Source organism: Saccharopolyspora elongata (genome assembly GCF_004348985.1).
GTDB classification, from domain to species: Bacteria; Actinomycetota; Actinomycetes; order Mycobacteriales; family Pseudonocardiaceae; genus Saccharopolyspora; species Saccharopolyspora elongata.
In genome coordinates this window covers 212571-225463 of record NZ_SMKW01000002.1, presented here as the reverse complement: position 1 = coordinate 225463, position 12893 = coordinate 212571, and the positions used below count along the sequence as shown (strand labels likewise).

At 71.1% G+C, this 12893-nt stretch carries 11 protein-coding genes; 2 read left to right on the top strand and 9 right to left on the bottom strand.

Going from position 1 to position 12893, the window contains the following annotated elements; all coding sequences use genetic code 11:
- The first annotated feature begins 62 nt into the window (after window positions 1-62).
- Together E1288_RS02735 and E1288_RS02730 are read left to right on the top strand one after the other, a co-directional pair.
- A complete protein-coding gene (locus E1288_RS02735; RefSeq protein ID WP_132480131.1) occupies window positions 63-1724 on the top strand; it encodes an ABC-F family ATP-binding cassette domain-containing protein in 1662 nt (553 codons plus the stop codon).
- 116 nt (window positions 1725-1840) lie between these two features.
- Window positions 1841-2386 (top strand): type 1 glutamine amidotransferase domain-containing protein, encoded by a 546-nt coding sequence (locus tag E1288_RS02730; protein WP_132480128.1) that lies wholly within the window; start codon window positions 1841-1843, stop codon window positions 2384-2386.
- Window positions 2387-2435: 49 nt separating this feature from the next.
- On the opposite strand, the gene E1288_RS02725 is transcribed toward E1288_RS02730, so the two are convergent.
- The 9 genes from E1288_RS02725 to E1288_RS02685 all read right to left on the bottom strand — a co-directional run bounded on the left by E1288_RS02725 (window position 2436) and on the right by E1288_RS02685 (window position 12866).
- The gene (locus E1288_RS02725; RefSeq protein WP_132480125.1) at window positions 2436-3545 is read right to left on the bottom strand and encodes an NDMA-dependent alcohol dehydrogenase; all 1110 of its coding nucleotides are present in this window, start codon (window positions 3543-3545) and stop codon (window positions 2436-2438) included.
- Between the two features lie 17 nt (window positions 3546-3562).
- Entirely contained in the window at window positions 3563-5062 is a 1500-nt protein-coding gene (locus E1288_RS02720) for an aldehyde dehydrogenase family protein (RefSeq protein WP_132480122.1), read from the bottom strand.
- Window positions 5063-5140: 78 nt separating this feature from the next.
- Window positions 5141-6817, bottom strand: a complete 1677-nt coding sequence (locus E1288_RS02715) for a sigma-54-dependent Fis family transcriptional regulator (protein ID WP_207954137.1) — start codon at window positions 6815-6817, stop codon at window positions 5141-5143.
- Between the two features lie 120 nt (window positions 6818-6937).
- On the bottom strand, window positions 6938-7657 hold the full coding sequence (locus E1288_RS02710; protein WP_132480119.1) for a class I SAM-dependent methyltransferase: 720 nt from the start codon (window positions 7655-7657) through the stop codon (window positions 6938-6940).
- Window positions 7658-7778: 121 nt separating this feature from the next.
- Window positions 7779-8258: a (2Fe-2S)-binding protein gene (locus tag E1288_RS02705; protein ID WP_132480116.1), complete on the bottom strand. Its 480-nt coding sequence runs from the start codon at window positions 8256-8258 to the stop codon at window positions 7779-7781.
- A gap of 9 nt (window positions 8259-8267) precedes the next feature.
- Window positions 8268-10595 (bottom strand): molybdopterin cofactor-binding domain-containing protein, encoded by a 2328-nt coding sequence (locus E1288_RS02700; RefSeq protein ID WP_132480113.1) that lies wholly within the window; start codon window positions 10593-10595, stop codon window positions 8268-8270.
- Window positions 10596-10737: 142 nt separating this feature from the next.
- Window positions 10738-11859, bottom strand: a complete 1122-nt coding sequence (locus E1288_RS02695) for a zinc-dependent alcohol dehydrogenase family protein (RefSeq protein ID WP_132480366.1) — start codon at window positions 11857-11859, stop codon at window positions 10738-10740.
- Complete coding sequence (locus E1288_RS02690) at window positions 11859-12158, bottom strand: putative quinol monooxygenase (protein ID WP_132480110.1); 300 nt, start codon at window positions 12156-12158, stop codon at window positions 11859-11861. Before E1288_RS02690 ends, E1288_RS02695 begins: the two co-directional genes overlap by 1 nt.
- 84 nt (window positions 12159-12242) lie before the next feature.
- The gene (locus tag E1288_RS02685) at window positions 12243-12866 is read right to left on the bottom strand and encodes a glycerol-3-phosphate responsive antiterminator (RefSeq protein ID WP_132480107.1); all 624 of its coding nucleotides are present in this window, start codon (window positions 12864-12866) and stop codon (window positions 12243-12245) included.
- Between the last annotated feature and the right edge of the window lie 27 nt (window positions 12867-12893).

Here is a 12893-nt window from a genome sequence, read left to right as displayed (position 1 = left end):
CCCTCGCCGAATCCGGCGGCGCGGCAACGAAAACTTCTGAGCACTGTGAGGAGCCAACAACCGTGGGGCATGTCGAGTTGCAGAAAGCGCACTACGTCCTGCCGGACGGCCGGGTGCTGCTCGATGACGTGTCGTTCCGCGTGGGAGACGGGGTCAAGGCCGCGCTGGTGGGCCCGAACGGCGCCGGGAAGACGACGCTGCTCCGGTTGATCGCGGGCGATCTCGCGCCGCACGAGGGCAGCGTGACCCGTTCCGGCGGGCTCGGGGTGATGCGCCAGTTCATCGGCCACGCCCGGGACGACTCGACGGTGCGGGACCTGCTGATCTCGCTGGCCCCGCCCCGGCTGCGCGCCGCGGCGAAAGCGCTCGACCTGGCCGAGGAGCGGCTGATCGAGCACGACGACGATGCCGCGCAGATCGCCTACGCCGAGGCGATTTCCGAGTACACCGATGCCGGCGGGTACGACGCCGAGGTGCACTGGGACCGGTGCTGCACGGCCGCGATCGGCCAGCCGTTCGACCGGATCCGGTACCGGGAGCTGCGCAAGCTCTCGGGCGGCCAGCAGAAGCGGCTCGCCCTCGAATCGCTGCTGCGCGGGCCGGACGAGGTGCTGCTGCTCGACGAGCCGGACAACTACCTCGACGTGCCCGGCAAGCAGTGGCTGGAGGAGCAGATCCGGGAGACGCCGAAATCCGTCCTGTTCGTCACGCACGACCGCGAGCTGCTGCACCGCACCGCCAACCGCATCGTGACGGTGGAGCTCGGCGCGGCGGGCAACCGCATCTGGGTGCACGGCGGCGGGTTCGCCGGCTACGACGAGGCCCGCGAGGAGCGGATGTCCCGGCTGGACGAGCTCCGCCGCAGGTGGGACGAGGACCGGGCCAAGCTCGTGCGGCTGGTGAACGACCTGAAGCAGAAGGCGAGCTACAACGACGGCATGGCGACGCGCTACCAGGCGGCGCAGACGCGGCTGCGCAAGTTCGAGGAGGCCGGGCCGCCGGAGGCGGTTCCGCGCGAGCAGCGGGTGCAGGTTCGCCTGCCCGGCGGTCGCACCGGCAAACGCGCGGTCATCTGCGAGGACCTCGCCCTGGACGGGCTCACCAAGCCGTTCAACGCGGAGTTCCGCTACGGCGAGCGGATCGCGGTGCTGGGCGCCAACGGGAGCGGCAAGTCGCACTTCCTGCGGCTGCTCGCCCGGGGCGGCAGCGACGACCACGTGTCCGACCTGGACCAGGAGGCGCTGACCCCGGTCCGGCACACCGGCCTCGCGCGCCTGGGCGCGCGGGTGGTGCCGGGGATGTTCGCGCAGACGCACGAGCATCCCGAGTTCGCCGGGCGGACGCTGCTGGAGTTGCTCATGGGCGGCGGCAAGCGCCGGTCGGGCATGACGCGCGAGGAAGCCAGCCGCGCGTTGGCGCGCTACGACATCGTGCAGGCCGCGCAGCGGCCGTTCGACACGCTCTCCGGTGGGCAGCAGGCGAGGTTCCAGATCCTGCTGCTGGAGCTGGAAGGCGCCAACCTGCTGCTGCTCGACGAGCCCACGGACAACCTGGACCTGGTCTCGGCGGACGCGCTGCAGTCCGGTTTGGACGACTTCGAGGGCACCGTCGTCGCGGTCACCCACGACCGCTGGTTCGCCAGGTCCTTCGACCGGTTCCTGGTGTTCCGGTCCGACGGGCAGGTCCGCGAGTCACCGCACCCGGTCTGGAACGAGTCCCGCTAGGGACGGCCGTCCGGTGGGAGTTCCGAGTGCCGCCGAGTTGCATCGGGAACGCGGGGGCGCACCCTGGAACTGTCCGGACGCAGCGCGGCAAACCAGATCGGGGAAGGTGATCGGACATGGCGAACGAACTGCGCGGCCGCCGGGTGGCGATCCTCGCCGCGGACGGTGTCGAGCAGGTCGAGCTCGAACAGCCGCGCCAGGCCGTGGAGCAGGCCGGGGCCGAGGCGGAGCTGGTCTCGGTGCACTCCGGTCAGATCCAGGCGATGAACCACGACATCAACCCGGGCGACCGGTTCACCGTGGACCGCGAGATCTCCGATGCGTCGGCCGACGACTACGACGCGTTGATCCTGCCCGGCGGCACGATCAACCCGGACAACCTCCGGCGCGACGCGCGTGCGGTGGAGTTCGTCCGGAGCTTCGTGGACTCGGGCAAGCCGGTCGGGGCGATCTGCCACGGGCCCTGGACGCTCGTGGAGGCGGACGTGGTGCGGGACCGCAAGCTGACCTCGTTCCACAGCATCCGCACCGACATCCGCAACGCCGGCGGCGAGGTCGTCGACGAGGAAGTGGTGGTCGACCGCGGGCTCGTCACCAGTCGCAGCCCCCGCGATCTGCCCGCTTTCAACGCCAAGATCGTCGAGACGTTCGCCTCGGGCTAGCCCTGGAGCTCCGGGGTGCGGTGGCGCCCCGGAGCTCCCGGCCCGTGGATCAGTCGTACACGATCACGCCGCGGATGTTCTTGCCGTCGCGCAGGTCCTGGTAGCCCTGGTTGACCTCCTCCAGGCTGTAGCGCGTCGTCACCAGCTCGTCGAGCTTGAGCTTGCCCGCGTCGTAGAGGCGCAGCAGCCGCACGATGTCGTACTGCGGGTTGGACGAGCCGAACAGCGTGCCCTTGATGGTCTTCTCGTTGAGCGTCAGGTCCGCGCCGGAGACGTGCACGGTGAGCTTGGCCGGATCGGCGAGCCCGGTGATCACCACGGTGCCGCCCTTGCCGATCGCCGCGGTCGCCTTGGACACCACGGTCTCGTCGACGGTCCCGACCAGGATCAGCGCGGCGTCCGCGCCCTGGCCCCAGGTCAGTTCGGTGACCTTCGCCTGGGCCTCGTCGGCATCGGCGAAGGCGTGCGTGGCACCGAACTTCAGCGCCGTTTCCCGCTTGAACTCGAGCGGATCGACGACGACGACGTACTTGGCGCCCGCCTGCAGTGCGCCCTGCACGGCGTTGATGCCGAGGCCGCCGATGCCGTAGATGATCACGGTGTCACCGGCCCGGACGTTGCCGGCGTTGACCGCTGTGCCCCACCCGCTGGGCACCCCGCAGCCGACGACGACCGCGGTCTCCAAGGGCAGCCAGTCGTCGACCTTGACCACCGAGTGCTGCGAGATCGTCGCCCGCTCGGAGAAGGTGCCCAGCATGCACATGGCGCCGATGTCTTCGCCCTCGCCGTGGAACCGGAACGTCCCGTCGGGCATGGAGCCGGCCAGGATGGTGGCGCCCATGTCGCACAGGTTCTGCCGGCCGGTCGAGCAGTAGCGGCAGGTGCCGCAGTTGGGGATGAAGCTGCACACCACGTGGTCGCCGGGCTTGACCTTGGTGACGCCGGGCCCGACCTCCTCGATGATCCCGGCGCCCTCGTGCCCGCCGACGATCGGGAAGCGCGGCGGCAGGTCGCCGTCGGTGAGGTGCAGGTCCGAGTGGCACAGCCCGGCCGCGGCGTACTTGATGAGGACTTCTCCCGGGCCCGGGCCGTCCAGGTCGAGTTCGACGATCTCGAACGGCTTGCCCACTTCGCGCAGAACTGCTGCCTTGGTCTTCACGTGCGACTACCTCCGAATCACAGGGCGACGTTGACTGCCTTGGTCTGGGTGTAGAGATCGATCGCGTCCGCGCCCAGTTCCCGTCCCCAGCCCGACTGCTTGTAACCGCCGAAGGGAAGCGCGGTGTCGAAGCCGTTGTACTGGTTGATCCACACCGAACCGGCCTTGAGCTGCTTGGCGACCCGGTGCGCCTTGGAGATGTCGCGGGTCCACACGCCCGCGGCGAGCCCGTACACGCTCTCGTTGGCGGCCGGCGCCACGCCCTGTTCGGCGCTGAACGGCAGCGCGGCCACCACCGGACCGAAGATCTCCTCGCGCACCACGCTGAACTCCGGCTGCACGTCCACCAGCACGGTCGGCTCCACGAAGAATCCGCTGTCACCCCAACGCTTCCCGCCGGTCAGTGCCCGCGCGCCGTCCGACAGGCCCGCCGTGACGTAGCCGGTGACGCGGTCGAACTGCTCCTGCGAGACCAGCGGGCCGAGCTGGGTGGCGGGGTCCAGGCCCGGTCCGATCTTGACCTGGCTCGCGGCCTCGGCGACCGCGGCGGTGAACTCGTCGAAGATGGCGTCCTCGACGAACAGCCGGGTGCCCGCGACGCAGCACTGCCCGTGGTTGAACAGCCAGGCGTTCAGCGAGCCGGGCACCGCCGTCTCGAAGTCGGCGTCGGCGAACACCACGTTCGGGCTCTTGCCGCCGAGTTCCAGCGACACCTTCTTCAGGTTGCCCTGCGCCGCGGCGACGATCTTCTTGCCCACCTCGGTGGATCCGGTGAACGCGACCTTGTCCACGTCGTCGTGCGCGGCGATCGCCGCACCGGCGTCGCCGTAGCCGGTGATGATGTTGACCACGCCGGGCGGGAAGCCGGCTTCCTGGAAGACCTCGCCGAGCAGCAGCGCGGTCAGCGGCGTCTGCTCGGCGGGCTTGAGCACCACGGTGTTGCCGGCCGCGAGCGCGGGCGCCAGCTTCCAGGACGCCATCAGCAGCGGGAAGTTCCACGGGATGATCTGGCCGCAGACGCCGACCGGTTCGCGCAGCGTGTAGGCGTGGAACTCGCCGCCGGGCACGAACGGCATCGACACGTTCACCGTGCTGCCGTGGATCTTCGTCGCCCATCCGGCGTAGTAGCGGAACACATCGGCCGCCCAGCCGGTGTCCACCGCCTGCGCGATCGCCGCGGACTTGCCGTTGTCGAGTGCTTCGAGCTGACCGAATTCCGCCGCCCGCTCGCTGAGGACGTCGCCGACGCGCCAGATCAGCCGCTCGCGCTCGTTGGGCTTCATGCGCGCCCACGGGCCGTCCTCGAACGCGCGACGCGCGGCGGCGACCGCCCGGTCCACGTCCTCGGCCTGCCCGTGCGCCACCTCGGTCAGCCGCTCGCCGGTCGCCGGGTCGTGCGTGGCGAAGGTGCGCCCCGACGCCGCGTCCACCCATTCGCCGCCGATCAGCAGCTTCTTCGGGCCGGACAGGAAATCCCGGACCGTCGTCAGCACCGGGAACTCATCCACCGCAGTCACTCGGCCTCCTCACGTCGTTGTGACGGGGACCATGTTCGCGGCCGCGCGCGGGCGGTAACTGTTCAAGAACTGAACACCTCAACGGGACACCCCGAGCGCACGCATCCTGCTGTACAGCGTGGTGCGGCTGATGCCCAGGCGCTGCGCCGCCTGCACCTTGTTGCCGCCGGTGTCGCGCAAGGCCTCGGTGATGGCGTCGCGTTCGGCCCGCTCCCTCCTGCTCAGCCTGGCGGTGCGGCCGGCGTCGCGGTAGCCGACCGGAAGGTCCGCGACGGTGATGTCACCGGCCGTGCGCCGCTCGGTGATGCCGCGGAGCACCCCGGCCAGTTCCCGGAGGTTCCCGGGCCACTGCTGGGCGATCAGCGCCTCGAGTGCGCTCGGCGCGATGCGCAGGTCGGCCCGGAGTTCGGCGAGCATGGTGCGCGCGATCGCCGCGAACTCGTCGGTCCGGTTGCGCAGCGCCGGCAGTTCCACGCGGGACGGGCAGGTCGCCGCGAGGCTCAGCACCCGGGGTGGCAGCTCGGATCGCGGCGCCGAGGTGAGCACGAGGCGCACGCCCGGTTCGTCCGCGAGCATTCGCGCCAGACCCGCGCACAGCGCGTCGGACAGCAGCTCGATCCCTTCGACGACGAGGACTTCCGCGCCCGGGTTCGGCGAGCGGAGCCGCTTGGCCCACTCCTGTTCGCCGACGACGACCACGTCCGCGGCGTCGAGCACTTGCACGGTCCGCGGGCCGGCGATGGCGCGTGCCGCGGAGGTGCGCCCGGAGCCGGGTTCGCCGGCGATGAGCACTGGCCCCGCTCCCCTGCTCAGCTCGGCCAGCTGCTGGTCCAGCCCGGTCCGCCGGTTCTCGGCCACCCGGCCGCGCGGCACCGGGACCCGCGTGCGGGCGCGGGGCGTCAGCTCGACCAGGAAGCCGTCGGCGGTGCCGGTGACCTTCTCGGCCCGCAGGTGCACGGCCGCGCCCGAACCCAGCACCAGGTCGCGGGAGGCGGATCCGGTCACGCCGGAGACGAAGTCGCGCAGCACCGCGTGGTCCGGGGGTTCCAGCAGGTCGAGCGCGGCCCGGTTGGTCAGCACGAGCTCGCCGCCGATCGCCACCACGGCCCGGCACGGGCTGCGGGAGGCGTGCTGGAACGCCCGCAGCAGGCGCTTCTCCGATTGCCGTGCGCCTTCCCACAGCCGCTGCTCGATGTCTTCGACGGCGCGCTGCAGCAGCGGCGCAAACAGCGGATTGGCCTCGCTGGCCAGGCCGGTGATGTCCAGGACGCCTTCGATCCGGCGGGTCACGGGATGGCGGATCGGGTGGCCGTAGCAGCTGAACGCCTTGAGCGCCTCGACGAAGTGCTCCGCGCCGTGCACCGCGACCCCGCGCATGACCTCGAACGGCGTGCCGAGCGCGTTGGTGCCCGCGTGTTCCTCGGTGAACTGCGCGCCGGGCACGGCGCTGATCCGGTTCAGCGCGAGCTCGGTGCGCAGGTCGGTGAACCGGCGGTCCACGATCCGGCAGGAGCTGTCGGCGAGCGCGATGCAGAACGTGGTGTCCACCAGGCGCGTGGCGAGTTCGTCCAGCACCGGTCCGGCGGCGCGCATGAGCCGGCTGGCGGTGTCGAACTCGGCGATGTGCAACCGGTCCAGCGCCGACTCCGGGCGGAGCCCGCTCATGCTGGTGCGCCGCCAGGACGAGGCGATCTCGGGACGCACTACCTGGTTCCCGCTCGGATTCACCGCTTCCTCCCGGCCCCGCCCGGTCATGCATCCGACGCTGCGTTAACGAAAGTTAACGTCGGATTATCTGTGACCCCCACCACCGAAGCAAGCAGCCGTGCGGGTGCAATACCTCCAAACGCACGCACCGCCAGTAGTACGAGGTGGTCAACGAGCCGCCGGGCGGCGGAACAGCGCGGCCAGCAGGAAGGGGACGCCGTAGTGCGGCGCGTCCGGCGGCTGCTCCACCATGCGCCGCAGCTCGATCTCGGTGTAGTCCGAGAAGATCCAGCGCAGCGAGTCCGGGTCGAAGGCCATCCCACCGTCCAGGTCGCCCTGGCGGTAGAACTCCTCGTCGGCGAGCTCCGATCCCATTTCGCCGGCGGCGAAGCAGGTCAGGCCGAAGTGACCGCCGGGGACCAGCACCCGGTCGAGCAGGTCCAGGTAGCTCGCCCGGCGGTGCGGCGGCAGGTGGTGCAGGCAGCCGGAGTCGTAGACCAGGTCGTACCGGCCCAGCCGCAGATCCGCGGAGAACATGTCGGCGCAGTGGAAGCGGACCTCGACCCCGGCCTCGCGGGCGCGCTCCTCGCCCCAGGACACGGCTTCCGGCGAGAGGTCGACGGCGTCGACCTCGAAACCCAGCGACGCGAGGTGCACCGCGTTGCGCCCCGGCCCGCAACCCAGGTCGAGCGCGCGCCCCGGAGCGAGCACGCCGTGCTCCAGGCAGGACACCAGGTTCTCGTCCGGTTTGGCGGCGAAGAAGGGAATCGGCTTGGCGCGGTCCGAGTAGAACCGGTCCCACCAGTCCGGGGTGTTGCGGGCGTCCGTCTCGAGCATCCGGTCGAGCATGCGCATTACGTCGTCCATCGTCCGGACGTCCCTCTCCACCAACGACCTCCCCGATCGCGAAAGCGGTCAACCTGATCGATTTTACCTGCTCCGCAAAGAGATTCGGGGGGTTTCGCACCGCCCGGTGGGCGGTCGTGCCGCCCACCGGCGATTCCCCGGTCTACTCGGTCGCGTCGGCGCCTGCCCTGATCGCCTCCCGGATTCGCTGGTAGGTGCCGCAGCGGCAGACGTTGCGGATCTCGTCGAGGTCCTCGTCGCCGATCTCGCGGCCCTCCTCGCGGACCTTGCGGACCGTCGCGACCGCCGTCATGATCTGGCCCGGCTGGCAGTAGCCGCACTGCGGGACGTCCCGGTCCAGCCAGGCCTGCTGCATCGGGTGCAGGTCCTTGCCGACGGTCGCCGGTAAGCCCTCGATCGTGGTGATCTCGTCGTCGGGCCCGATCTCCGAGACGGGGACGGAGCACGGGTTGAAGGCCTTGCCGTTGATGTGGCAGGTGCAGGCCTGGCAGACCCCGAGCCCGCAGCCGTACTTCGGTCCGCGCACGCCGAGGACGTCGCGCAGCACCCACAGCAGCCGCACCTCGCCGGGGACGTCCACGGTGACCTGTTCGCCGTTGAGCTTGAAAGTGTGCTTTGGCATGAAGGCTCCTCAGAACGCCTTGTCCAGGCCGTCGGTGGGCGACTGCGGGATGGACGGTTCGCGCGGCAGCGGCGCGAAGCGCAGCGGGTCGTGGTGGTTGATCGGGAAAGTGGTGGGCATCGTGCCGGTCGCCCTGGCGTACGCGCAGGCCACCGCGGCCATCGTGGGCGCGACCGCCAGTTCCCCCGCGCCGCCGGGATCGTCGCCGGAATCGGGCATGATGATGATCTCGACTTCCGGCGGCACGTTCCACTGCCGCGTGTAGAAACCGTTGTCCCAGCTGCCTTCCAGCGGCAGGCCGCCCTCGATGTGCAGGCCGAAGGTCAGGGCGGTGGCGATGCCGTCGTTGATCCCGCCGAGCATCTGCGCTTCGAGGCCCCGCGGGTTGATGCACAGGCCCGGATCCACCACGAACGTCACCCGGGTGACGCGTGGCCCGGTCACGCCCTCGTGCACCGGCACCTCCCGTCCGACCGTTTCCGGCCGCGCGTCGATCTCGACCAGCGCGCCGGCGACCGCCTTGTACTCGTGCGCGAGCGCCACGCCCTGCGCCACGCCGGCGGGCAGGGACCGGCCCCACCTCCCCTTCTCCGCCAGGACGTCCAGCACCTTCCGGTAGCGCTCCTCCCTGGCGAATTCCCGGCGGAACGCCAACGGGTCCTTGCCCATCTCGGCGGCCAGCCGGTCGACGACGAGTTCCTGCGCGCACCGCACGTTGGGCGAGTAGACGTTGCGCATGCTGCCGGTGTGGAACTCCAGCGGAACCTCGTTGAGCAGCTGCGTGGTGACGCCGAAGGCGTACGGGCTGTGCTGGGACAGCAGGAAGATCGTCTGCGCGACCGAGTAGTTGCCGAGTTCCGGTTCCGTGACGGTGCCGGTGATGAGCTCGCCGAAACCGTGCCCGAAATCGGTTTTCACGCTGGTGTGGTACTGCTCGAAGCTCAGCACCTCGCCGGCGGCGCAGGTCGCCCGGATCCTGGAGAAGCACATCGGGTGCGCCCGGCCGTGCCGGAAGTCGTCGGTGCGGTGCCACATCAGCCGGACCGGTTTGCCGAACGCCCGGGACGCCTCGGCGGCCTCCATCGCCGCGTCGTGGAAGAGGTGGCGGCCGAAGGATCCGCCGCCTTCCACCACGTGCACGGTGACCGCGGTTTCCGGCAGCCCGAGGCGCTGGGCGATCTGCTGCTTGGCGATGATCGGGACCTTGAGGCTGGACCAGATCTCCGCCCGGTCCTTCCGTACGTCGGCGACCGCGCAGTTGGTCTCCAGCGGCGTGTTGCTGGCGAAGGCGAAGGTGAATTCGGCGTCGACCGCGGTCGTCAGCGGCAGCGCCGGCTTGACCGGCGGCGTCGCGGCCTTGAGCTTGCGCAGCAACGTCTCGTCGGATTCACCGTCCACAGTGCCCGGTGCCCAGGTCACGTCGAGGGCGCGGACGGCGTCGATGCACTGGCCGAAGGTCTCGCCGCGCACCGCGACGCCGGTGGAGATGATCGCGACGTCGGTGATGCCCGGCATGGTCAGCACCTGGTCGACGTTGCGGATCGAGCGCGCGGTGCCGTTGATCGTCGGCGCCCGGCGGACCATGGTGGGCTTGGCGCCCGGCACGTCGAGGTCCATCGCGAACTGCTTGCGGCCGGTGACGGCGGCGAGCGCGTCGATGCGGTTCTGCGGCCTGCCGATGATCGTGAATTCGGAGGCGGGCTTGAGCGCCGGGGTGAATTCCCGGGTCGTCGAGCTGGCCGCGGTCTTCGCCAGCGAGCCGTAGGTCGCCCGCTTCCCGGACCGGTGCGTGATGACGCCGTCGGCGAGGTCGAGTTCGGCGACCGGGACGTGCCATTGCTGCGCCGCGGTGAGCTTCATCCGCTCGCGCGCGACCGCCGCCGCGAGGCGCACCGGGGTGTAGATCGCGTGGATGGTGTTCGATCCGCCGGTGAGCTGGTTGAACACCAGCTCGGAGCGCGCGTCGGCGAGCGTGATGCGGACCTTCTCCAGCGGTAGCGACATCTCCTCGGCGATGAGCATCGCGACCGCGGTCGTGATGCCCTGCCCGACTTCGGCGCGGTGCAGCGCGAAGGACACCGTTCCGTCGGGGTTCACCGCCACCGTGATCAGGTTCGAGGTGGGCAGGGCGGCATGGGTCAGCGCGTCGGACAGGTCGTAGGCGTCGGTGAGCCCCGGACTGGGCACGGCCGCCTCGGCGGCCGTCGGGCCCGCCAGCCTGCCCGCGGCGACCAGCGTGGGAGCGGCCAGCAGGTAGCCGAGGAAGCGCCGGCGCCCGGTGAGCCCGGGTTCGTCCGGTGGCCGCGTGGTGGCGCGGAGTGCGCGGTGCGAAGTCATCGTCGTCCTCTCGACACCGAGTGTGGCGACGATCACCTTAGGTTCGGCGTGCCCGCGCAACTGTTCAGAAACTGAACACCGGCCGCACCGCGCGAGCCGCCCGGGACCGGCGGTTCTCGCTGGTCCCGGGCGGCGCCGGCAGTCAGAGGACGACGACTTGGCGGATGGCGGTGCCGTCGGCCAGGCGGTCGAACCCCTCGTTGATCTCGTCGAGGGTGAGCCGGTGGGACAGCAGCGCGTCGACGGGGAGCGCGCCCGACCGGTACAGCTCGATGAAGCGCGGCACGTCCCGCCTCGGCACGCACGATCCGAGGTAGCTGCCCCGCAGCGTCTTCTCCTCCGCGACCAGGCTCAGCGCTGGCAGGGAGAGCTGCGCCTCGGGGTCCGGCAGGCCGACGGTGACCGTGGTGCCGCCGCTGCGGGTCGCGTCGTAGGCCTGCCGCAGGACGGGCGCGACGCCGGTCGTGTCGATCACCTTCTCGGCGCCACCGCCGGTGATCTCGCGGATCCGCTCGACGGCCTCCGGGCCGCCCGCCACTGCGTGGGTCGCGCCGAGCCGGGCGGCCAGCTCCCGCTTGTGCTCGACGACGTCGACGGCGACCAATGTGGACGCTCCGGACGCCTTCGCCATCAGCAGTGCCGCGAGGCCGACGCCGCCGAGGCCGAACACCGCGACGCTCTCCCCCGCCTGGATCTGCGTCGAGTGCAGTGCCGCGCCCGCACCGGTCAGGACGGCGCAGCCGAACAGGGCGGCGATCTCGAAGGGGAGGTCGGCGTCGACCTTCACCGCCGAGCGGGCCGACACGACGATGTGCTCGGCGAACGCCGACACGCCGAGGTGGTGGTACGGCCGCGAGCCGTCGTCGGCCCGCCACCGCATACCGCCGCCGAGCAGGGCGCCCTGCTCGTTCGCCGCGGCCCCCGGGCCGCACAGGGCGGGGCGGCCGGCCACGCAGCGCTCGCAGTCGCCGCAGGACGGCACGAAGGCGAGCACCACGTGGTCGCCGGGATCGAAACCGCTGCCCGCGCCGGCCTCGACGACCTCGCCGGCCGCCTCGTGCCCGAGCGCCATCGGCAGCGGCCTGCGCCGCGAGCCGTTGATCACCGACAGGTCGGAGTGGCACAACCCGGCGGCCCGGACGCGCACCAGCAGTTCGCCGGGCCCCGGCGGGTCGAGCTCCAGCGTCGTGACGTCGATGGGCCGCGACGCCGCGTAGGGCGCTTCGCGGCCGGATTCCCGCAGGACTGCCGCGCGGACCCGCATCACGCGCCCGCCCCGGCGACCGGCACGCAGCGGGTGACCACGCGCTCGGCCAGCAGCGGCACGACCTGGCCGAGCACGATCCGCTTGAAGTGCTCGGATTCGCAGTGCGCGGCGAAGTCCGCCTCGGTGTCGTACTCCTCGACGATGGCGACGACGTCGTCGTCGGTGCCGGCGTGCAGGCCGTAGCGGCGACAGCCCGGCTCGGCCAGCGACGCCGCCGCCATCGGCGCCAGCAGGTCCAGCACCTCGTCCCGCTTGCCGGGGTTGGTGACGTACCGTGCGATCACAACGAAACTCATGGCTCTCCGTTCGTCCTAGGCGTTCTGCCTGGTCTGGCCCCGTGTGCACTTTTTGTTGCTATAGCGGCGGAAAGTGCACACGGGTCATTTCCCGGCCCGCAGCCGATCGCGGGTCAGCGACCAGAGCCCGGGGTCCGAGGTGGCCGCCGCGACCGCGCCCATCGCCAGCGAGTGCGCCACCCCGGCCACGTCGGTGACGAAGCCCGCCGCGACGAACGGCGACAGCACGCGGCGGGCCTCCTCGGGCATCCACGGGATGATCGGGGCGGGCATCACCTCGACCAGGTCCGGGTTGCTCCGGCCGACGCCTTCCAGGCTCCGGTTGAGGTTCGACCGGTCGGTGACGAAGACCTTCTGCATCGTCAGCATGTCCAGCGCCCCGGCCCGGTCGATCAGCGCGGCCCGGGTGCTGACCACGCCCTGCGCGCCGATCTCGGTCAGGAAGTCGATCGCGCCGCGGTCCTGGGCGAGGCCGGGGCAGGCGTCGATGTTGACGAACACGGTCTTCTTCAGGTGCACCAGCACCCGGACGACCTTCGGCAGCTCGCCCACCGGGATCGACGCCAGGACGCCGACCGCGGTCGGTGCGGCGGCGAAGTCCTTGACCCGCGCCGCACCGACCACCGAGGCGCACACCGGGACGTCCGCGAAAGCCGCCTCGATCAGCGGGTTCAGCGGTCGGCGCGGACGCGTGGAAGGTTCACTCATGCCCGTTACTCTTACCCGCCCGGTGGT